Raw genomic sequence first — 21891 nt, 5'->3', positions numbered from 1 at the left:
GCTCAGAATCCTGTATCATCATGACCTTATTTATTCTGATCCGGGGCGTATTTTTCAGAACCAGGTATGAGAGTAAGTATTGGAGGAAGGGATAACCTTTTGGGGTTATCCCATCCTGTCTGAATCAGATAACTGTTGTGCCAGAAAGTCGAAAATGACTCTTATTCTGCGGTTATGGCGCAGCTCTCTGTGAGCAACCAGCCAGCAATCTACGCTGAGTTCTTCCAAATCTGGTATAGCTCGCTGTACATCCGGATCGTTATCTCCAACCTCCAGAGGCATCAGGCCTATTCCCATATGCTGTTTAACCATTTGCCACTGAACCAGATGATTGGCGCAGATGACAGGGAAATTTCTCTGTGTTACCGGAATGCCTAGCTGATTCAGCAAATGAATCAATTCATCTCCGTGATTAAAGCCCAGAAACGTTGCCTGATGAAAATCAGGCGCTGAGTTACCTGAAGACAGTCGCTGTAAAAACGTTGGCGTTGCATAAAAACCAGCTGCGATATCCCGTAATCGCCGGGCTATAAGGTCAGGCTGTTGTGGCCTGAAAGCTCTGATAGCGATATCTGCTTCCCTGCGTCGCAGGTCACTGGTTTCATTGGTGGCAATAATCTCCAGCGTGATGCCCGGGTATCTTGTTCGGAGTTGCTCCAGCAGTTCTGGCAGGATAAATGCTGAGGTTACTTCTGAAGCTGAGATCACCACATTACCCTCGACAGATTCCGTTTGTCCGGAAGCCGCCAGAGAAAACTGGTTTGCTGCTTCGCTCATATTTTTGACATATTCAACCAGCTTGAGACCTGCCGGAGTCAGTGTAAGTCCGCGTCCGTAGCGCTCAAACAGAACAACGCCCAGTGATTCCTCCAGTGCTGTTACCTGACGGCCCAGAGTTGGTTGAGTGGTATTCAGTGCCCGCGCTGCAGCAGAAAGAGAGCCTTCTTCAGCGGTCACAAGAAAAGCCCTTGCATGGTTCCAGTCGAAATTAATTGAGCGCCAGTCCATATCCTGATCTATGCAAATATGTTTATCAGAAATGCTTTATTGATGATGTTCAATAAAAATGTGTATGGCTAGTATAGCGACAGTAGATATCTGAATAAAAGTATTTCGACAGGAGAGAATATGAGCCATCACGCTGGTTTCTGGAATATGATTGCTAAACGTTACTCCAGACAACCTATTGCAGACGAAGCCAGTTATCAGAAAAAACTGCATGTCACCCATGACTATCTGTCGTCAGAGAGTCGGGTGCTTGAGTTTGGCTGCGGTACCGGATCAACAGCGATTTTTCATGCCCCTGACGTTGCTTATATTCATGCTATTGATATTTCTGAGCAGATGCTGAACATTGCTGAGAAAAAGACTCAGGATGCAGGTATTGAGAATCTGACTTTTGCTCGTACTGATCTGGAACATCTGAATAGTGAGCAGGAAAGCTGGGATGTCATTATGGGGATGAGTGTCTTACATCTCCTGCCTGACAGACAAGCGGAGCTGGATAGGGTGTATCAGTTGCTAAAACCTGGTGGCGTTTTTATCTCCAGCACGGCGTGTCTATCGGATAGTGGTCTGGCTTTCAGAATGATTGCACCTTTATTACGCTGCTTACCTTTTTTACCTTCCGTCTATGTATTCTCTGTATCCGGCTTGCAACTGGCTCTGAAACAGGCCGGTTTTGATATTGAATATCAATGGCAGCCGGGTAAAAATGCTGCTGTTTTTATTGTTGCACGCAAACCGGAGTAGATATCTTATCAATATTAGTGATTTTCGATTTTTTGCTCTGAAAAATAGCTATCGGCATGATAAGACCAGAATTTGTAGCTATAAGTTGGTTGTAATTTTTACAGTACCCGGCGTTTTCTTTGAGCCATAAATTCAATGGTTCTCTCAGACCATTTAAGCTAGGTGATGAATACCGGAGCATCTTACAACGCTATGAAGTGGAGGCTGAACTACTGTACGGGATAAGGCCTGGGTGGATGTCAGATCAGATGTGCTCGTTCAATAGCATTGAACTGATCGCAGCTTCTTATCAGGCTATCTGCTGTCAGTGCTGGTACACCGCGTACAATCGTATGGCGCTGGTAATCTGTGCGAACCTTTTCCATTAGAAGATCGAAATCTCCATCGCCCGATAGCAGTACTATGGTATCAGCATGTTTAGCCGCATCCAGCACATCAATGGTAATACCCACGTCCCAGTCGCCTTTAGCTGAACCATCACTGCGTTGTATCCAGGGTTTAAGTTTTACCTCGAAACCGATATGGCGCAGTGCGTTCTGGAATTTGATTTGTCCGGGATCATTGCGATCAATGGCGTAAGCGCAGGCTTGTACGATTGTTCCGGAGTCAGACAGGCTATCCCAGAAAAACCGGTAGTTAAATTGTTTCTGATAGGCCTGGCGACAGGTGTAGTAAATATTCTGTACATCAGCAAATACGGCAATCCGGTTCATAAGTCAGCCAGCCTGTGAGTTGATGACGCAGAATAACCTGGTCTGGCCAGAAAAGAAAAGCTGTGGTACCTGAAAGAACAAACCCCACATCAGTTGACCTGTGTGGGGTTTGTGCTACAGGTACAGGGCAGATGCTCTGTAACAATGGGATTGCCAGGCTATGCTTGATCTGACAGCAGGCTATTGCATTTTAAATTGCCTCATTTTCTGCTCTACCAGACCAAGGGCTGAATCCAGTTCACCCTGACTGGACTGCATATTTCTTGAAACGCATTGAGTATCGTCTGCGACCTGATTAACCTGTTCCATATTGGCATTGATACTGACCATCGCCTGACGCTGTTGTTCGGTTTCTGCTGCAATACTCAGGTTCATCTGCTCAATCTGATTGATACCCTCGTTCATCTTAGTCAGAGCCTCGGATACAGACTGACTTTGCTCTACACAGCTAATCGCCAAATCGCGACCGCGCTCCATGACCTGACGGGATTCTCCCACCTTACCAGTAATACTACAGACCGTTTCCTGAATATGCTCTGTAGACTCCCGGGTTTTCATCGCCAGCGAGCGTACTTCATCTGCTACAACAGCAAAGCCTCGTCCGGCTTCTCCTGCTCGGGCAGCTTCAATGGCGGCATTCAGTGCCAGCAGATTGGTCTGGTCTGCAATAGACTCGATCACTGTCAGCAACTCCGTAATCGAGTCACTGGCAACAGATAATTCCTGTATGCTATGACTGGCACTGGAAACTTCATCTGCCAGCTGATTAATAGAGCGGGTATAGCTCAGTACCAGTTGCAGGCTATCTCTGGCCTCATTGCTGATTTTTTCAGCCTGTTCTTTAGCCTGATGGGAGTTTTCAGAGACAATTTCAACGGTCTGTGTCACCTGGTTAACCGCTGCAGACGCTTTGGTTAATTCATCTTTCTGGCGGCTCACTCCATCATAGGTGTTCTGTACCATCTGGCCCATACTGGAAAGGGAGTCAGATGCCGCAGATAGTGAGGTACGGGTATCGGAAACCAGGCTGTGAATTTTGCTGATAAAGAGATTAACTTCATCAGCTAATTCTCCAATCTCATCACTGCGTTTTAAATGCAATCTTCTCGTCAGATCACCTTCACCTTGTGCCAGATCTTTAATTGCTGCCAGTAACTCTTTCAGAGGCGAAGATAAACTGCGCCCCAGACCAAATGCGATTAAAGCACCCAGAATAACCGCGCTGATCAGTAGAATACTGCTCAGGGTCATCGTCCGATCAACCAGTTGCACGGTATGCTCTTGCTGCTGCATGGCTGCTTTCAGACTATCCTGAACCAGCTTTTCAAGGTCCGTCCCCAGTCTTTGTTCAAGGTCTGTCAGCACTTTTTCATCTGGCAGGCTATTCAGACCTTTACCCGAGATTCTCTGATAATTAAGGTTGTACCACTGATCGGCTGTGGACTTTATAGCATTGAAGTCTCCTGCAACCATTAAAGCTTCAGTGGCTTTATAAGCCGTTTCCAGCTGAATCAGAAACATCTCCTGCAGCTGTTTCAGCTCTTTGCCGGCTTGAGCGGTATCAGAAAAATGTATACGGGCCAGCTGACGGCTGGCCAGCTCACGGCTACTACGGAAGGTGTCCCAGGCGGCACGGCTCTGATCAACCGCCTGTAACGGTTGTTCAAAAGCAGCAATAGCGCTTTCGCCCAGATGATTCAATTGCTGATTCAGGTAAAGCCCTAGTCCTGTAAACAGAACAATCAGCAGAGCAAATCCCAGTGAGAGTTTACGTGTAATATTCATAGTCTTCTCCTGAATCAGTAAGGCAGCACAGGCAGGCTGACGGGTTGATCGTCACCGGTCAGGCTTTCCATGAATGCAATCAGATCACGGATTTCCTGCTGATTCAGTGGTACAGGCTTCATCAATTCAGAGCGAGACTCTCTGGGAATTCCACCAGACATATAATGGAGCATAACCTGCTCAAGGCTCTCCATACTTCCGTTATGCATATAGGGCGCACGCTGGCGAATATTTCTCAGTCCTGGCGTTTTAAAGGCGTGAAGATCTGATACATTCTGGCTAATGGCTTTCCGACCTTCATCTGGTGTAAAAATGCCAATATCATGATATTTGTTGTCAGTAAAATTCCAACCGGTATGGCAGCTACTACAGCCTGCTTCTCCATTGAATAGCTTAAAGCCCCGTATAGCAGAATCAGATATCGCTTTTTCATCACCGGATACCCAGCGATCAAATGGCGCAGTGCCAGAGACGATTGTTCTTTCATAAGTGGCGATAGCTTTCAGAATACCGTCAACATGAATGCCTTTATCGGGGAATACACGTTCAAACCAGGTCTGATAACCTGGCACTTTGCTAAGTCGTTCCACAACGGTATCCAGAGATACATTCATCTCATTAGGTGATTCCACCGGGCCTCGAATCTGTTCTTCCAGTGTGGTCGCCCGACCATCCCAGAAAAACTCTTTTCCCCAGGCCATGTTGAGTACTGTGGGGGAGTGCCTGCTCAGAGTCACACCCTGACTTCCAAAAGCACCCTGAACACCATCTTCCCAGCCTAACGAAGGGTTATGACAGGTTGCGCAATTCATATTGAAGTTGCGACTTAACCTCTGATCAAAGAACAGCATTTTCCCTAATTGCGCTTTTTCTGCGCTATAAGGGTTATCAGATGGAAATGGAATTGAAGTCGGGCGCTGATAAAGCTGTTTCAGACTGTCTGTATCATCCGTGGCGAAAGATGCCTCAGGATTGAGCAAAGCTGCACATACCAGTGCGGCTTTAAAAAGGTCGAACCGCATAGTTATTATCTCCAGTCATTATCCATTCCCTGAGCTGTAGAGCATGGAGTGTGGTTACCATTTTTATTTTTAACTCGTTAAAATTATTTCCGTTGCTATGACAGTTACGCATCTGCTGTCTTTTCGGACGCAAAATTGAGCCAGTTATTTTAGTTTGTATTGTTTTTGCAGAATAATCTGGAGCTTTTATTCTACTCTCGTGTTAATGGGCACACTACAGGAAATTAGTGTTCGTATAGTCAGTTTGATACTGTGGCAGGTTTCAAAAATCTGGCAATAAGACTGTCTGGATATACCCGAACGGGCAGTATTAAAGACAGACATCTTTCCAGAGGGTGTAGGATTTTGTCGTTTTCAGATGAGTTGATTATTGTAGAACAACGGGGATATCTCAGGTTCAGATAAAGGGGCGCTTTTTCTTTTTGCCTGTGGCGTTATTGTTTCCCGGATTGGTAAATCATGAAAATATTCAGAACTGTACTGGAAACCAGATAGTAAAATTGCAGCCGTGATTGCCGTCATAGGCAATGTGACCGCCAGAACGTCTGACCATTCTATGACAGACTGATAAACCCAGGCCAAACCCTTGTTTGCGTATAGCTGAATGCTGGAAAGGGGTGAACAGTTCATTAACTTTGCTGGTCGGAATGCCCGGTCCTGTATCATGAATGCTGATGATCAGGTTGCTCGCCTGATATTCTGACCTGATACATACTTTGCTGCATGGTGCGTATTTTATCGCATTATCGATCAGGTTAGATAGGATGGATTCAACAGCCTGGTAGTCGAGTTTACAGGGCTGTCCAGCATTTAATTGTAAATCCAGTATGATCTCCTCATGGTGAATACGGGGCACGAATCCCTGTATGACGTCTGTGATGATCTGATTCGGAGAGGCATCAGAGAGAACAGGCTTTGATGCCTGCATTGTTTCAGATAACAGTAACGCATTATCTGTAGTACGTTGTAATCGGGATGACACTGTATCAAGCACATCACAGTACTTATGTCGGTCAGCTTTACTTTCACTGTGGCGTATCAGCTCGGTATATAAATAAAAGTTAGTCAGTGGTGTTCTGAGTTCGTGGGCCAGCTGAGCGAGAAAAGTGATTTTATCCCTGGCCTGTTGCTGCTCTCTGTGATGCGTTCTGCTGAGTTTTATCGCCAGTAATAATAGAATAATCAGCGCCGGAAGCAGAATAGAGAGATACACTATATAAAGAGATGCGTTGTTCTCTGAAGATAGTGACCAGTGATTTTCAGGTGTAAGAGAATAATGAATCTGCCAGTGGTGAAAAGGGTAAGGCAGTGCTCTGGTATATACCTGAGCTTGTGTTGTCCGATTTGAAGGTGATGCACTGGCCTGTGCATTGCTTTCTGAAGTGGGCACCAGGCCTGAGATTGTAATACCAGGCTGTTGTTTCAGAAATTGCTTCACTGCTGCATTAAGTTGCGTTGTCAGCCAGTCCGGTCTGAACACGGCACAGAATAAATTACTATGCAACCAGCAAGCTGTCAGACTGAAGCCCTGATGAGTATTGATAGTGGTCGCAATTGATGTTTTCTTGTCTGAAAGCTGCTTTTTTAATTGCGTAAGATGCTCCTGGTAGCGTTTCAGTGATTGTTTTTCAGAGAATAATACGGCAATAGAAGCATTGGGTGGGAATATTCTGTCGCCATCAGGTGTACTGATCGTGATCAGTTCAATAGCATCATTGGCCAGTACTATTTCACGTAATGCACTGATGCTACCGGTAGCCATATTTACTTTTTGTTGCCAGTGTTGCCAGGCTATATGAGCCTGGTCAGCGACCTGATCTGCCAGAGTGCTTGTTTCTGCGATCAGCAGTGCCTGGCGTTCTGAGTCTGATAGCAGGATCTCATGGTTGAGCGTTCTTATGCCCAGAATGGCGATCAGGAATACAGGAAGCAATGTCAGCATCAGTAATATCTGATCGGATTGAAGATGCCCGTTCAGGTTGTTTGTCGGTTTTGCAGTATCTTTACTCTGGCTTTTTATCTGCACAATTCACTCCCTCGGCTGTCAGGAAATCACAGGCTTCCTGAATACCTTCCCTGGCGGCTTTTATCAGAAACTCTGTACCTTTCTTTTTGTCCTGAGACGTACCTGTTCCGGTAAATAAAGCAATACCATAGTGATAGCGTGCCAGACTTGAATATCCTGCCTCATCTTGTGATAAGGCTCCACGCTTCATTAGTGCTGTGGACTTTTGCAGGTCTTTTGTAACACTAACGCCGGATTCATAAATCTGGGCTAGCCAGAGCATTGAGTAAACGTCATTCCAGCGATTGATGCAGTCTTCAAAAATGCGGATAGCTGTTTCATGATCTCCTGTTTTATCAGCGGCATAGCCGTAAAGGCATTTAATACGTTTATTGCTATTGATATACACGGTGTAGGACAGGTCGCTGGTGTTTAATTCTGATTCCTCCCTGCTTTGTTTCTGATCAGCGTGTAGTGAGGCTGAACATAAAAGAAGAATGGAACAAAAGGAAAGCAGTGTTTTTTGGGTAACTCGATTCATCATTGAATAAGCTCTGTCTGGTTGCTGAATATTATTTTTTCATCAGCATAAACAAGCAGGCATCACGGAATGTCAGGGCAATTTAAGTGTTATGTCAGGAATTTGTAAGGCGGGATATCTGGATTAAAGGGAATACACTGTTGGGCTAACAGGAAAGGCATGCCTTTACAATGTACCTGGAGGATCATAACGATAGCCTGCTCCTCTGGCTGTACGGATAATTCTGGGCTTCCTGGCATCCCGTTCTACTTTTCCACGTAATACGGCAATCGATTGGTCCAGAGCTCGACTTTCAGGCAGATAATCACGCCCCCAGCCAATATCAAACAGTCTGTCTCGTGTAATAACGCTTCCGGCATGTTGATAAAGTTGCTGTAGGACTTTCAGTTCTCTTGGAGTTAAATCAATAGACTGTTCATTACGATAAGCTCTCATACTGTCCGGACAGATGGTCAGGTCATCCATCATAAAACGCTTTGAATCTGAGCGGGCTCGGGTCACAGGGGCGGCAACATGAGGAAGATCCGCAGATGATTTTTTTGGGGCTTGTAACAAGGGGATACGTCGGGCCATAGTCTGAATTCTGGCCAGTAATTCGGGAATACTGAAGGGTTTGCCAACATAATCATCGGCACCAAGTAACAGGGCATCAACCCGATCTCTCTCTGCATTACAGGCAGATAAAATCAGTACAGGCAGTTCGGGCCATTGTTGCTTGAGATATAAGCACAGCTCATTGCCAGACTGCCCCGGCAGATTTCTGTCCAGTACACATAAGTCAGGTCTGTTACTGTCACAGTGATTCATGGCCTCTTCTGCGCTATTAAAAACAGTACAGTGATAACCGTTATGGCGGATCAGAGTTGCCAGACCGTTAGCCAGGTGTTTGTCGTCTTCCACAAGTAACAGATTCAGCATCGGTGTTCTCCTTAACTGCTCTGAGTGTAAGGCTGTGATGTTATGTTTTCTCTTGTCTTTCCGTAGTGGAAAAGCAGGCTGGGTATCGTCTTTAGGAAGTATTTTCTTTAACAGACCTTGTAATGATTAATCGTGGTGATGTTCTCCTGAACAAAGAGCATGATTGCTCAGCACTTCAAGGATCTGGCACTGATGATTTTCTTCGTAGTGGCATCCTTGTACCATTTCGGATAACTCGGCCTCCATCGCCTGCAACCGTCTGATTTTATGACGAATATCTCTCAGGTGTTCTCTTGCAATACTATCGGCTTCAATATGGTCCCGGTAGTTACCGCTATTTAATCTCAATAATTTCTCTATGGCAGGCAGATCGAATCCCAGCGCCCGCGAGTGTCTGATAAAACGCAGAATATTCAGATGGCGCTCAGTGTAGCGACGTTGGTTGCCTTCGGTTCTGAATGCCTCTGGCATCAGGCCTTTTTCTTCATACCAGCGAATGGTTGGTACTTTACATTCTGTTAGTTTTGATAGCTGCCCAATAGAGTAAAACTGCGCCATACATACTGCTCCCTGAGAACATGAAATTTTTTTCAGATTCTGGCTTGAACCTCTAGTTACTGGAGAGTTTAGACTTAATTTATCCGATTAAGAAGCTCTGCTTCTGAGTAAAAGAAAGATACAGGAGAGAAATAATGGCTCAGCATTGCTGTGGACATACCGAATTTACCGGGTTAGATCCGGTGTATAAGCGCATCCTCTGGGTGATTATTGTGATCAATGGCGCTATGTTTGGCGTGGAGATGGTGGCGGGTATCCTGGCTCAATCTCAGGCATTGCAGGCGGATGCACTGGATTTTATTGGCGATACACTGAGTTATGGCATCAGCTTATGGGCGATTGGTAAAGCTGCCAATGTGCGCAGCAATGCGGCATTATTTAAAGGTTATTCTCTGGTATTGATGTCTGCCTGGGTACTGGGTAGTACGGTATACTGGGTATTTGTTATGAACTCCCCTGAGCCATTTACTATGGGGGCCGTAGCCACAGCAGCGTTTGTGGCGAACCTGGTCAGTGTCTTGCTTCTTATGCGTTACAAAGATGGTGATGCTAACGTACGTTCGGTCTGGTTATGCAGTCGTAATGATGCTATTGGTAATCTGATTGTACTGATTGCTGCATCTGGCGTCTGGTATTCTGATAGTGCCTGGCCCGATTTGATTGTGGCAGGTATTATGGCCGGACTGTTTTTATCATCGGCCTGGCAGATCTGTACTCAGGCAATTGCAGAGAAAAAAGCTCAGCATTTGGCGACCGCTAGCTCGAAAGAACCGTGTGCTCATAATACATCGCAGGATTCAGGGCATCAGCACTGTTCCGACTAAAAGCGTTTTGTTAAGGCTGGGGGGCTGGTCTGAAGGATGACTTAAACCGCCTGGCTCATTGCTTAAACTGCTTTGTTTATAGAATCAGGGCCATTCTTATAAGGGGAACGGCTCTGGTTTGTTTGCTTTCCCTTTCTTGTTTTAACTGGATAGTAAGTTTCCAGCTTTCAGTTATCCCGCTAACTGTAACCCTCTCTGTAACACCTTTGACAGTACGTTTCTGGCTACTGGCACGGTCCTTGATTAACTGAATTGTCATAACTCAGGCAAAAAACTCAGCTTTGGGCAGAACAATGACAGATAACAACACCCCTGGCGTGATTAATACCGCTACAAACTGTTTAAGTGAGACAAAAAAGCCGGATAAGACAAAAGTACTCATTCTGGGGATCGGGAATGTGTTATGGGCTGATGAAGGTTTTGGCGTGCGTTGCATTGAAGCTCTGCATCGTCAGTATCAGTTTGCAGATAACGTAAAGCTGATGGATGGAGGTACTCAAGGGATCTATCTTGTTCAGCACGTTCAGCAGGCCGATATCCTGATCGTGTTTGATGCCATTGATTATGGGCTTGAGCCAGGCACGATGAAAATTGTGCGCGATGAAGAAGTGCCTAAATTTATGGGGGCTAAGCAAATGAGCCTGCATCAGACCGGTTTTCAGGAAGTTCTGGCGATGGCTGAATTTACTGGTGATGCGCCAAAAACACTCCTGCTGGTCGGTGTACAACCAGAAGAACTGGAAGATTTTGGTGGCAGCCTGCGAGAGCCGGTTAAGCAGCAGGTACAGCCTGCACTGGATGTGGTGCTGGATTTTCTGGCCGGATATCAGATCGTTCCACAAACCCGCGAGACACCTCTGCCTGAGCATGATGTTCTGGCACCTGGTCAGCTGGAGTTGGCCCGTTATGAAGATGAACGCCCTTCAGAGGACAGCGCGTTTCGTGGTGGTGATGCTCGCTTTCTGAACCGTCAGTTCAGTACTTCGGAGGATTAGCCGCTGTGTGTATAGGTATTCCTGCTCAGGTCTGTCAGGTCGAGCCGGGACGGGCTTTATGCGATTTTGTCGATAGTGAACCCCAATGGATTGATATTCAGCTGGTCGAACCTGTGACTTCAGGGGACTGGTTGCTGGTTTTTCTGGGAGCGGCAAGAGAAGTGATCTCAGAGCAGCGAGCATGTCAGATACAGCAGGCATTGCAGGCGATGAGCGCCGTTATGAACGGACAGAGCTTTGATGACAGTCTGTTTGCTGATTTGCAGGGAGAACCTCAATTACCTCCGCATCTGCAAGCTCAGTTTGATCAGCAGACGGAACAGCAGGGCCATCGGCCTGAACAGCAGAGCCATCAGTCCGAATAGAAGAGCCATCAGTCCGAATAGAAGAGCTATCAGCCCGAATAGAAGAGCTGTCAGCTCAGGCAGAAGAGTAAAAATAGTGCTCTGTTAACAGAGTAAGAGAACAATAACAAAGCTGAACAGCATAGTGTTCAGACCGATTCAGCTTCTGGTTGCGGCCTGGAGCAGGAGAGCATGATGAGTTTTATTCAGGAACAGCCTCTGGCTTTTATCGAACATCCTCTGATCCAGCGATTGCTGGTGGAAAGTGACTATCCATTGTTGAACACCTATCAGGATCTGGATCAGCTGGCCGCGGCCAGTGAGTTCCAGGTATTGCTGTTTGGTGAGCAGCCCCATCGTTTTCCTGAGACATTAGATATCGCTGTGGTTTTACCTGAGCTGCTGGAAGGGTTAAGAGCGCAGGGTGTGGATATCCGCGGTGCTGTGGTGAGTACCGAAATCGAGAAAGTCTGGCAGAAACGTTACGGTTTTCGTGAGTGGCCTACGCTGGTTTTCCTGAAGCGGGGGGGGTACCTGGGGCAGATTAGCCGAATTCAGAACTGGGATGACTATCTGAGGCAGATCCCCGTTATTCTGGCTAAAACACCGGTAGCTGATCCTGGCGGGGATATTCCTCTGGCTAATCTGAGCAACTGATTGCTCATTCAGTTTTTATCCCTTTACCAGCTTTTATTGATAATTTTCGAAAACAGGTAACTCATGATGTTTGATGGTCAAATTCCAGCGTTCAATATGCCTATGGGGCCGGGCAGTCAGGATGAGTCAGAAGATGGCGAAGTGCTGAACTATATGCCGATGCCAAAAGAGATGGCCAGCTATGATATGCCAGTTCTGCCGGATGAAGCGGAGGTATCTGATCTGCCAGAATTGCGCCAGTTGCTGGATACTCTGTTAATACATCTGCGTCAATTTGAGCAGAACGGTGAGTCTCAACAGCTGGATCTTAAACAGTGGCCGAAAAAAAGCACTGAGTTACTGAGCCAGATTCTGGGTGAAGGCGAAGTCAGTATTCTGGTGGATCAGGGGCAATTGGCTCAAAGGATGGGGGCTCAGAATGCAGTCTGTGAGCCTGACTCTATGAGTGAACAGGATGTGGTATCAAAGTGGCAGATTCAGGAAACTGTTCTGGCGGGTGTCTGGCGTATCCAGAGCCTGAATGCTCAGGGTGAGATGCTGGTGGATATGATTGAAGTGGCCTCCATTCCTCAGCAGGTGATCAGTACCGCATTTGACAGCGCAGAACTGCCTGATCTGAATACCTGGTTTAATGATAAGCCAGTGGATGTAATGAATGCGCCGATGGTGCTGATTGAACTCAGAGATCAGGCGGCACGTGTCATTGACGAAGGTACAGATAAGCAGAAGTTTCCTCATGTGGTGAATCTGAGTTTACTGCCGGTTTCGCCACGGGATCTGGACTATATCCAACAGATGCTGGGCGTTGGTCCGGTCACGATTCTTTCCCGTGGTTATGGCAACTGCCGCATTACCGCGACACATCTGCCCAATACCTGGTGGGTTCAGTACTACAATTCTGGCGATCAGCTGATTCTTAACACTGTTGAAGTGTGTGCTATTCCTGAAGTAGCGCTGGCTGCGAAAGAAGATATTGAAGACAGTATTGAGCGTTTAATTGAGATTCAGCAGGCCTATCAGGCTGAGCCGGAAGAGGATTAATCGATGATGAGTCAGAATGCGCCACAGTTTGAAGGCAGTTATCTGGGGGATGACAATAAGCTGAGTGATGAGACTCAGCTGGAGTGCAAAATCTGCTGGTATGTCTATAAGCCTGAAGAGGGTGATGATTTCTGGCAGATTGCACCAGGCACGCCTTTCAGTCAGTTGCCGGATCATTGGCGCTGTCCTGAATGTGATGGCGATAAAGATCAGTTTATGGTGCTGGATCAGTGAATTCTGTGCTTCAGAGTGCAGCTAGCACATCTGTTTCGGATGACCGGGTTATAGATCAGACAATACTGAGTCTGATGACAGGTTCTGATCAGGCAGTGATCGATCGCTACGGCAATCGTCTGTCTGAATTAGCACAGTGTTACCTGAATGCCGATCAGCGTATGGTGGATCTGCCATTTTATAACCCGAAGCTGAAGGTCGAACTCAGAGGCTTCCGGTTATGGCTGAGTGAACCTGAAGGCGATAACCCGGTTTCAGGTATCGGTCTGACGGGGGTTCTGATCACTCCCTGGTGTATGAATCTGGTTTTTCTGCCTGTGGGTGATGATCTGGTGACAGAGTCACTGCAGTCTGATTCGAATCCGTCTGTTGAAATCAGAAACAGTAGAGCCAGAAGCAGCAGAGAAAGTGCTGGGTGTGCGAGTGGGCCGTCAGTCAATCAGGGTAATAAACATTTGCTCGCGCTTCCTGGCGGTGATTTTGAACTGGTGGCGGGCTCTCAGGAGGAAACTGGTATTTTTTACAGTGCGTCACTGTTTTCGCCGATGGCCGATTTTGACTCTCAGGGTTTTGCTCTGGACGTTGCTGATGAGGTGATCCGACAGATCTTTCCCTCTGTTGCTGAATCAATTAACCAGGCAGATGATCAATGGCGGAATCATGCTGATACAGCGAGTGTAAACAGAAAAAATTCATCCCCTGCTCCAGCTGATAGCAATACAGGCTCTGATAACCGCTCAGAAGATAAAGAAAAAAGTGCTGTTAAACCAAAGGGTGAGGTCAATATGTCCCGACGTCATTTTTTTGGTTTAGGGCGTAAATCAGAGCAAATACAGTACAAGGCAGATCAGAGACAGATAGCGTCTGCGCATCCAGAAGCGGATATAGAATTAAGAGCAGATACAGAATCAGGCTCGAAGATCGGACCCGCACAGGACTCTGATCATGTTTAACCAGAGGATTGTTATTAAAGCCGGAGCTGATGGAAGGCTGGATATTGTTTCCCGGCAGCAATTGCCCGTTGAACGTTTATTGATGAATAAGCCCATTAACCAGGCTGCTGTAATGATTCCCGGGTTATTCAGCCTTTGCTCAGAAGCTCATTGTCTGGCAGCAACCTTGTTAGCTGATCCTGAGCTGCAGACTGCACAAGGACGTTTAGCTGATAACAGGGATTGGGTTTCTTCAGAGATACATTTACCTGAGATGCAGCTAAAACGGTTTCAGGGAGAGCGGTTACGAGAGGCGTTGTTATCTCTGGTCAGACTGGAACAGTTTTTTTCTAATGCAAATACAGGGTATTCAGCAGAGTTTCGTAATCAGGTTAGTGTTCAGAAAAAAGCAGCTGTCTCAGCAGTTCAGAAGCAGCAGCGTATATTGCAATGGTTTGGCCGGTGGAAAGAAGCTTGCCATGCTGTTGAAAAGGGGGCTTGCACACATTGCGATTCTACAGAGATTCTAAATCAGCGAGCTGAAGAACTGAGCCATCTGTATGCTGAATGCTGGCCGGAATCTGTCTGGGAAAAATGGCTGGATTTATCGGCTATTTACGAGTTTTCAGTGCCAGATTCTTCCTCATTGAGCTTTGATGCACAGGATTTTTCTGTGCCAACGACTACGGCAGGTCTCAATAAACAGAGTTCAACCAGGTTAACGCCTGACTGGCTGGATCGCTTTCACCGTTATCAGAATAAACCCGTTAGCCAATGGCCATTATCCCAATGGGATTGTCAGCAAAGCCAGCGCTGGCAAGAGAGTATACACAAGCGATCAGAAGATATTGTCGCTAATAGCCTGATAAAGTACCGGCAGATCATTGCTCAACAGATTAAAGCGCTACAGGAAAATAATTTACCATTAGTGGAAACTGACTTTTCACTGCAGAGCGCGAACGCTAAAATTTCTGCTGGGCAATGGGGCGTTGATGCCGTTGCTCAGGTGATGACTGCCAGAGGGCCATTACTACATTTTTGTCGCCTGGATCAGAATCGTGATGTTCAGGATTATAGAATTCTGGCGCCTACTGAGCGAAATTTTGCCTGTCATGGTGTGTTATCCCGCTGGTGGCAGGCCTGTGTTGAGCTGGAAAAAGGCAACTCAGAACAATTACAACTGCTCACACTATTACTGGATGCCTGTGTGGAAGTGAGCATTGAAGGAGAAGGCATTTATGCATGAGATGTCGATTTGTGAAGGTCTGGTGCAGGTGCTGGAGGATCAGGCAGAAAGTCAGCATTACAGTCGGGTTAAGCAGGTCTGGCTGGAAATAGGGCCTCTGGCATCAGTTGAAACCGAAGCACTCAGGTTCTGTTTTGATGCCTGTACCCGAAATACGCTGGCAGAAGGGGCTGTTTTACACATTATTGACTTACCTGGTTCAGGCTGGTGTCTGGGGTGCAGTCAGCAAATTAAAGTCAGACAACGCTACCAGGCCTGTCCCGAATGTGGCAGCTATCAGGTTCAGGTAACTGGCGGCGAAGAATTAAGAATTAAAGAACTGGAGGTGGACTAGATGTGTACAGTATGTGGTTGCAGTGAAGGCAATGTCCAGGTCGAAGGGCATCACCATCATCACTCTCATAGCCATGGTGAACATCATCATAATGAACACAATCATAGCCATTCCCATGAGCATCACCACGATCATTCTCATGGTCAGCACTCTCATTCCCACAGCCATACGGGCCATAAACAAGAGCATAACCATAGCTATGAGCCAGTAGCAGACGGGTTTCGGCCAACACTGGATCAGGGCGATCTGCATTATGGCCAGGGGGCCGCACGTGCCCATGCGCCTGGGTTAAGTCAGAGCCGAATGGTGCAGATTGAACAGGATATTCTGGGTAAAAATGATCGTTATGCTCAGGTTAATCGTGCTCGTTTTCAGCAGAAAAATACGCTGGTACTGAATCTGGTTTCCAGTCCGGGCTCTGGCAAAACTACCTTACTGACGGAGACACTGAAGCGTCAGTTGGAGCGCATTCCTGTTGCGGTCATTGAGGGGGATCAACAGACCGTTAACGATGCTGATCGTATTCGAGCCACAGGTGCCAGAGCCATTCAGGTCAATACTGGCAAAGGCTGCCATCTTGATGCCCACATGGTAGGTCATGCACTGGATCAACTGGTTCAGACAACAGAAGATCAGTCCGGGTCTGATCTGGAAAATGGCATTCTGTATATTGAAAATGTAGGCAATCTGGTATGCCCGGCAGCATTTGATCTGGGAGAGAACAGCAAGGTTGCCATCCTGTCTGTGACTGAAGGTGAAGATAAACCGATTAAATACCCGGATATGTTCCATGCCGCTGATTTGATGCTGTTGAATAAAGTGGATCTGTTACCTCACCTGGATTTTGATGTGGATGCCTGCATTGAATACGCTCGTCGGGTGAATCCGAATATTCAGGTGATTCAGGTGTCGGCCAGAAGTGGAGAAGGTATGGATGAATGGCTGGAATGGATTCAGCAACAGCGTCGTGCTGGACTGGAACAGCAACTGGCTGATCTGAAAAGTAAGGTGGCGGGCCTGGAGCGACAGCTGGAAGCAATTTAAGTCTTTTGCACCACAATGACAACAAGATCCGTAGCAACGGACTGAGGCAGATAAATGAACCAATTCCGAACCCCGGACAGGATGCATGACCAGCATCCATCCGAGCTTGACCTTACCGCTACCCGGGCACGGGTGCTGGTGGTTGATGATGAAATAAGATCTCTGGAAACGCTGGAACGTATTCTGGATGAATCCTTTGATGTACTGACGGCATCCAGTGCCAGTGATGCTTTGTCATTACTGGAGCAGTGCAGCGATACAGAATCCTGTTCTGTGCAGGTCATTGTATGTGATCAGCGTATGCCCGGAATGACGGGCGTCGAGTTTCTGACTCAGGTACGGCAGCGCTGGCCAGAAACTATACGTCTGATGTTATCCGGTTACACGGATTCTGAAGACATTATTGCAGGCATCAATGAGGCGGGTATCTATCAGTACCTGACCAAACCCTGGCATCCTGATCAGTTGTTACTGGCTGTAGGTAATGCGTCGAAACTCTGGCAGTTGCAGCAGCAGAATGAGTTACTGGCTCATGAGATGCGCCTGACGGCGGATACGGCAGAAGGCCGGATGCAGCGTCATAAACAGAAACTGAAATCCAGCTTTCAGCTGGAAGGAATCTGCCGGGGGGAGAATAGTCCTCTGGAGCAGTTGTGCGATGAAGTCTCTCAGGTCGCTCCTTATGATATTGCCGTATTAATTACCGGTGAGTCTGGCACGGGTAAAGAGCTGTTTGCCCGGGCAGTCCACTATACAAGCCACAGAGCAGATCAGCCTTTTGTGGTTGAAAACTGTGGCGCTATGCCAGATGAACTATTGGCCAGTGAGCTGTTTGGCCATAAAAAAGGCGCTTTCACCGGAGCAGTCGCTGATCATGTCGGACTGTTTGAGCAGGCTGATGGCGGCACTATTTTTCTGGATGAGATCGGTGAGATTACGCCTGCTTTTCAGGTCAAACTCCTGCGAGTACTGCAGGAACGGGAAGTTCGCCCGGTAGGCAGTCATCGCCGTCGCAAAATTGATGTGCGCATCGTGGCATCCACCAACCGTGATCTGCAGGAAGAGGTTCGGGCCGGGCGTTTCCGGCAGGATCTGTATTATCGTCTGGCTCAGATCACTCTGACACTGCCTCCGTTACGAGAGCGAGGCAAGGATATCTCTGTTCTGGCTCAGAACATTCTGGAAAAGGCACAACAGGATTTTAATAAACCGGTAAAAGGCTTCAGCCTTTCTGCCCTTGCCTGTATGCAGGCCTATCATTGGCCAGGCAATGTGCGTGAACTGGAAAACGAAGTGCGTCGTATGCTGGTGATGACCAAAGATGATGAGCTTGGCCCCGAGCTGCTGGCTCCTCATGTACTGCGTGCGGCACCGGAAGACGATCAGCAGGACAGAGAGCTGACTATGCTGGGCGGCATGGAAGGGACGCTGAAAGATCGTATCGAAGCGCTGGAAGCCCGTATTGTCAAAGAAACTCTGCTTCGATTCCGTTGGAATAAGAGCCGTGCAGCAAATGAACTGGGGTTATCCCGGGTCGGTCTGCGCAGCAAAATTGAACGTTACGGTATTGATCAGCCGAATTAACCATCTGCTTGAAAGCCTTATCCGGAGAAAAAATAATGTGTCTGGGAATTCCTGGCCAGGTGGTGGCCATTACCGATGAAGCGGCTCAACTGGCTTCTGTTGATGTGTGTGGGGTTAAGCGTCAGGTGAATTACGCCTGTGTACTGACCGAGGGAGAAAATGCGGAATCTTTGCTGGGCGCCTGGGTGCTGGTGCATGTTGGTTTTGCCATGAGTCGAATTGATGAAGAGGAGGCACAGAATACGCTGGCTCTGTTATCTCAGCTGGATGAACTGAATGAGGAAATGGATGCTATTCGGGCCAGTGTGGAGGATTCAGCCTCATGAGTGGTGAAAATGATGATCTGTTAAGTGCTTTTTACCCTGGAATGAACCCTCAGACAGCTAAAGAGATATCTGATGATGATCTGCTGACTTCGGTACAGATCAAAGTGCAGGAAAGCCTGGCGGCTAAGCAGCAATTTTTTAATGACTATGGCGATATTCTGGTGCAGATCAGTCGCACTATTGCAGATGCTTATAAAGCCGGAGGCCGTTTATTAACCACAGGCAATGGGGGTTCCAGTTGTGATGCAGCTCACCTGGCACTGGAGTTCCTGCATCCGGTGACCGCTGGCCGCCAGGCATTACCGGCCCTGAACCTGACCGCAGATGTGTCAACGATTACGGCGGTGGCTAATGACGTGGGTTATCGGCATGTGTTTGTCCGTCAGTTACTGGCTCAGGCGATGCCTGATGATGTGCTGGTGATTTTTTCGACTTCAGGTAATTCAGATAACCTGATGGCTGTTGCACAGAAGGCTACTGAACTGAGCATTAAAACCATCGGCTTTCTGGGACTGGATGGTGGTGAACTGCAACAATCCGGCAGGCTGACCCATAGCCTGGTGGTGGAATGTGACTCTGTCCATCGTATTCAGGAAAGCCATCTGGTGGCCTACCATATTTTGTGGGATCTGGTGCATACCCTGCTGGCTAATCACAGGATAGCCAGAGAAATACGCTTGTAATTCAGTCCATTAATGAAGGAAAACACTATGCGTTTTGTTGATGAGTTCCGTGATCCTCAGATGGCTGAAGCCCTGTTACAGCGTATTCGCCCTCTGGTTGATAAAAAAGTGCAACAGCTGGGACGTCCGTTACAACTGATGGAAGTCTGTGGGGGGCATACTCATGCCATTTTTCGTTATGGGCTTGAACAGCTGCTGCCGGATATGGTCGAGCTGGTTCATGGTCCGGGTTGCCCGGTATGCGTATTACCGATGGGGCGTGTGGATGATTGCGTGGCGATTGCAGAGCAGCCGGATGTGATTTTTACTACCTTTGGTGATGCGATGCGGGTGCCTGGCTCGAAAAAAAGCCTGTTACAGGCCAAAGCTCAGGGGGCTGATATCCGTATGGTATATTCGCCTCTGGACGCTTTGCAGCTGGCGAAAAAACATCCGGAAAAAGAGGTGGTCTTTTTTGGTTTAGGCTTTGAAACCACCATGCCGAGTACTGCTCTGACCATACTGCAGGCAGAAAAAGAAGGCATTGACAATTTCAGTCTGTTCTGCAATCACATCACGATTATTCCAACGATTAAAGCGGTACTGGATTCTCCGGATCTGCATCTGGACGGATTTCTGGGGCCTGGCCATGTCAGTATGATTATCGGTACCCGACCTTATGAGTTTGTGGCTCAGCAATATCAGCGCCCTATGGTGATTGCCGGTTTTGAACCTATTGATGTACTCCAGTCCGTATGGATGATTATGCAGCAGCTGGATGAGGGACGTTGTGAAGTCGAAAATCAGTATGGTCGCATCGTCCCGCCAGAGGGCAACCGTCAGGCATTGCAGGCGGTAAGCCAGGTATTTGAACTACGGGAGTTTTTTGAGTGGCGAGGGCTGGGTTCTATCGATCATTCCGGTGTGAGGATGCGGGAAGAATATCGTCAGTGGGATGCTGAGCAAAAATTCAGCCTGCCGAACCTGAAAATTGCCGATCCAAAATCCTGTCAGTGCGGGGAAGTTCTGAAAGGTGTTATTAAGCCCTGGGAGTGCAAGGTATTTGGCCGGGCCTGTACACCAGAAACTCCGATGGGCGCCTTGATGGTGTCCAGCGAAGGGGCATGCTCTGCCTATTTTACTTATGGCAAAGTGAATCAGGCTGATCATATTCCATCGGAACAACTGGCTTAATATTTTTCACCCGTCATGGCAAAAATAACAAGAACGAATGAAAGAGAGTGTGATGAGTTATACGCCGAAAAGAACCGTTAAAGGTGATGTGATAACCATGGCTCATGGCAGTGGTGGTAAAGCCATGAGAGACCTGATTGAAGATGTGGTGCTGGGTGCTTTTTATAATCCGGAGCTGGCACAGCTGGAAGATCAGGCCAGAATTGATCTGGCAGAGCTGGTGGCGCAGGGTAATCGCCTGGCGATGACAACAGACAGCTATGTGGTCGACCCTATTGAATTCCCAGGTGGTGATATTGGCACTCTGGCCGTGAATGGGACGGTCAATGATATTGCCATGAGCGGCGCTAAGCCTCTGTATCTGAGCTGCGGTCTGATTATTGAAGAGGGACTGGAAATAGACACTCTGCGTCGGATTCTGCTGAATATGCGTAAAGCAGCTGATCAGGCCGGTGTACAGATTGTCACCGGTGATACCAAGGTTGTGAATCGCGGCAAAGCCGACAAACTATTTATCAATACCACTGGGGTGGGTGTGATTCCGGAAGGTGCTGATATTTCGGCGTCACGTGCCCAGCCCGGAGATAAGGTCATTGTTAATGGCTATGTCGGGGATCATGGAGCCGTTATTCTGAATGCTCGTGGTGATCTGATGCTGGAGGTTGAACTGGAGACAGACTGCCAGCCTCTGAACGGTCTGGTTGAATGCATGCGTGAGGTTTGCCCGGATATTCACTGTCTGCGTGATGCATCGCGGGGAGGGGTGGCGACAGTACTGAATGAATTTGCAGAAAGCTCTGGTGTTGCGATCCGATTACAGGAAGCAGATATCCCTGTTCGCAATGAGGTACGAGGCGTGTGTGAGATTCTGGGACTGGACCCTCTGCATTTTGCCAATGAAGGCAAATTGGTCGCAATCGTACCTGCTGATAAGGCTGGCACTGTGGTTGAAGCGATGCGTCAGCATCCTGCTGGACAAGGCTCGGCGATTATTGGTGAAGTAGAGTCAGGGCCTGCAGGTCGCGTGACTCTGCAAACGGGACTGGGTGGAGGACGTATTCTGGATATGCTGATTGGTGAGCAGTTGCCGCGCATCTGCTAAAGCCAGTGACTGATAAGGGTATAGATAAAAACGGATAAAGGCCTGATCGTTATGATGCAGGCCTTTATTGTTTATCCT

General features: G+C 47.6%; 24 protein-coding genes. 16 read left to right on the top strand and 8 right to left on the bottom strand.

Annotated features, from left to right (window positions below):
- Positions 1 to 105: 105 nt before the first annotated feature.
- Positions 106 to 1008, bottom strand: a complete 903-nt coding sequence (locus tag H4O21_RS19060) for a LysR family transcriptional regulator (protein WP_182810480.1) — start codon at positions 1006 to 1008, stop codon at positions 106 to 108.
- 120 nt (positions 1009 to 1128) lie between these two features.
- On the opposite strand from H4O21_RS19060, the gene H4O21_RS19055 reads away from it, so the two are divergent.
- Complete coding sequence (locus H4O21_RS19055; RefSeq protein WP_182810479.1) at positions 1129 to 1752, top strand: class I SAM-dependent methyltransferase; 624 nt, start codon at positions 1129 to 1131, stop codon at positions 1750 to 1752.
- Positions 1753 to 1991: 239 nt separating this feature from the next.
- Here the strand turns inward: H4O21_RS19055 and H4O21_RS19050 are convergent, their stop codons facing one another.
- The 7 genes from H4O21_RS19050 to H4O21_RS19020 all read right to left on the bottom strand — a co-directional run bounded on the left by H4O21_RS19050 (position 1992) and on the right by H4O21_RS19020 (position 9294).
- On the bottom strand, positions 1992 to 2465 hold the full coding sequence (locus H4O21_RS19050; RefSeq protein ID WP_182810478.1) for an NYN domain-containing protein: 474 nt from the start codon (positions 2463 to 2465) through the stop codon (positions 1992 to 1994).
- A 180-nt stretch (positions 2466 to 2645) separates the two neighbouring features.
- Positions 2646 to 4250 (bottom strand): methyl-accepting chemotaxis protein, encoded by a 1605-nt coding sequence (locus tag H4O21_RS19045; RefSeq protein WP_182810477.1) that lies wholly within the window; start codon positions 4248 to 4250, stop codon positions 2646 to 2648.
- Between the two features lie 14 nt (positions 4251 to 4264).
- Positions 4265 to 5272 carry a cytochrome-c peroxidase gene (locus H4O21_RS19040; protein WP_182810476.1) on the bottom strand — a complete coding sequence of 336 codons (1008 nt, stop codon included), beginning with the start codon at positions 5270 to 5272 and terminating at the stop codon, positions 4265 to 4267.
- 469 nt (positions 5273 to 5741) lie between these two features.
- Positions 5742 to 7298, bottom strand: a complete 1557-nt coding sequence (locus tag H4O21_RS19035; RefSeq protein ID WP_182810475.1) for a sensor histidine kinase — start codon at positions 7296 to 7298, stop codon at positions 5742 to 5744.
- On the bottom strand, positions 7276 to 7821 hold the full coding sequence (locus tag H4O21_RS19030; protein WP_220495745.1) for a tetratricopeptide repeat protein: 546 nt from the start codon (positions 7819 to 7821) through the stop codon (positions 7276 to 7278). The genes H4O21_RS19035 and H4O21_RS19030 overlap by 23 nt, the downstream gene beginning before the upstream one ends.
- 162 nt (positions 7822 to 7983) lie before the next feature.
- Entirely contained in the window at positions 7984 to 8736 is a 753-nt protein-coding gene (locus tag H4O21_RS19025) for a response regulator transcription factor (protein ID WP_182810474.1), read from the bottom strand.
- 126 nt (positions 8737 to 8862) lie between these two features.
- Positions 8863 to 9294, bottom strand: coding sequence for a MerR family transcriptional regulator (locus H4O21_RS19020; protein WP_182810473.1), 432 nt, complete (start codon positions 9292 to 9294; stop codon positions 8863 to 8865).
- Positions 9295 to 9428: 134 nt separating this feature from the next.
- Here H4O21_RS19020 and H4O21_RS19015 point away from each other — a divergent pair, with 134 nt between their 5' ends.
- The 15 genes from H4O21_RS19015 (at position 9429) to hypE (ending at position 21813) form a co-directional block, all read left to right on the top strand.
- On the top strand, positions 9429 to 10118 hold the full coding sequence (locus H4O21_RS19015) for a cation efflux transmembrane domain-containing protein (protein ID WP_182810472.1): 690 nt from the start codon (positions 9429 to 9431) through the stop codon (positions 10116 to 10118).
- Positions 10119 to 10411: 293 nt separating this feature from the next.
- Positions 10412 to 11113, top strand: coding sequence for a HyaD/HybD family hydrogenase maturation endopeptidase (locus H4O21_RS19010; protein ID WP_182810471.1), 702 nt, complete (start codon positions 10412 to 10414; stop codon positions 11111 to 11113).
- A 5-nt stretch (positions 11114 to 11118) separates the two neighbouring features.
- Entirely contained in the window at positions 11119 to 11478 is a 360-nt protein-coding gene (gene hypC / locus H4O21_RS19005; protein WP_182810470.1) for a HypC/HybG/HupF family hydrogenase formation chaperone, read from the top strand.
- A 171-nt stretch (positions 11479 to 11649) separates the two neighbouring features.
- The gene (locus H4O21_RS19000; RefSeq protein ID WP_182810469.1) at positions 11650 to 12114 is read left to right on the top strand and encodes a thioredoxin domain-containing protein; all 465 of its coding nucleotides are present in this window, start codon (positions 11650 to 11652) and stop codon (positions 12112 to 12114) included.
- Between the two features lie 63 nt (positions 12115 to 12177).
- The gene (locus H4O21_RS18995) at positions 12178 to 13155 is read left to right on the top strand and encodes a hydrogenase expression/formation protein (protein ID WP_220495744.1); all 978 of its coding nucleotides are present in this window, start codon (positions 12178 to 12180) and stop codon (positions 13153 to 13155) included.
- A 3-nt stretch (positions 13156 to 13158) separates the two neighbouring features.
- Positions 13159 to 13389, top strand: a complete 231-nt coding sequence (locus tag H4O21_RS18990) for a rubredoxin (protein ID WP_255487378.1) — start codon at positions 13159 to 13161, stop codon at positions 13387 to 13389.
- On the top strand, positions 13386 to 14342 hold the full coding sequence (gene hybE / locus H4O21_RS18985; RefSeq protein ID WP_182810468.1) for a [NiFe]-hydrogenase assembly chaperone HybE: 957 nt from the start codon (positions 13386 to 13388) through the stop codon (positions 14340 to 14342). The genes H4O21_RS18990 and hybE overlap by 4 nt, the downstream gene beginning before the upstream one ends.
- A complete protein-coding gene (locus H4O21_RS18980; protein WP_182810467.1) occupies positions 14335 to 15567 on the top strand; it encodes a hypothetical protein in 1233 nt (410 codons plus the stop codon). Before hybE ends, H4O21_RS18980 begins: the two co-directional genes overlap by 8 nt.
- Entirely contained in the window at positions 15560 to 15901 is a 342-nt protein-coding gene (gene hypA, locus H4O21_RS18975; protein WP_182810466.1) for a hydrogenase maturation nickel metallochaperone HypA, read from the top strand. Before H4O21_RS18980 ends, hypA begins: the two co-directional genes overlap by 8 nt.
- On the top strand, positions 15902 to 16945 hold the full coding sequence (gene hypB, locus H4O21_RS18970) for a hydrogenase nickel incorporation protein HypB (RefSeq protein WP_182810465.1): 1044 nt from the start codon (positions 15902 to 15904) through the stop codon (positions 16943 to 16945). It begins immediately after the preceding gene.
- Between the two features lie 54 nt (positions 16946 to 16999).
- Entirely contained in the window at positions 17000 to 18529 is a 1530-nt protein-coding gene (locus H4O21_RS18965; protein WP_182810464.1) for a sigma-54-dependent transcriptional regulator, read from the top strand.
- Between the two features lie 35 nt (positions 18530 to 18564).
- The gene (gene hypC, locus H4O21_RS18960) at positions 18565 to 18855 is read left to right on the top strand and encodes a HypC/HybG/HupF family hydrogenase formation chaperone (protein WP_182810463.1); all 291 of its coding nucleotides are present in this window, start codon (positions 18565 to 18567) and stop codon (positions 18853 to 18855) included.
- Positions 18852 to 19538, top strand: coding sequence for a D-sedoheptulose-7-phosphate isomerase (locus tag H4O21_RS18955; protein ID WP_182810462.1), 687 nt, complete (start codon positions 18852 to 18854; stop codon positions 19536 to 19538). Before hypC (H4O21_RS18960) ends, H4O21_RS18955 begins: the two co-directional genes overlap by 4 nt.
- 27 nt (positions 19539 to 19565) lie before the next feature.
- Positions 19566 to 20711, top strand: a complete 1146-nt coding sequence (gene hypD / locus H4O21_RS18950; protein WP_182810461.1) for a hydrogenase formation protein HypD — start codon at positions 19566 to 19568, stop codon at positions 20709 to 20711.
- A gap of 52 nt (positions 20712 to 20763) precedes the next feature.
- Entirely contained in the window at positions 20764 to 21813 is a 1050-nt protein-coding gene (hypE, locus tag H4O21_RS18945) for a hydrogenase expression/formation protein HypE (RefSeq protein ID WP_220495743.1), read from the top strand.
- The last annotated feature ends 78 nt before the right edge of the window (positions 21814 to 21891 follow it).

It is taken from the genome of Oceanospirillum sediminis (genome assembly GCF_014164585.1).
Taxonomy (GTDB): Bacteria; Pseudomonadota; Gammaproteobacteria; order Pseudomonadales; family Halomonadaceae; genus Oceanospirillum; species Oceanospirillum sediminis.
This window is presented reverse-complemented; position numbering and strand designations above follow the sequence as displayed.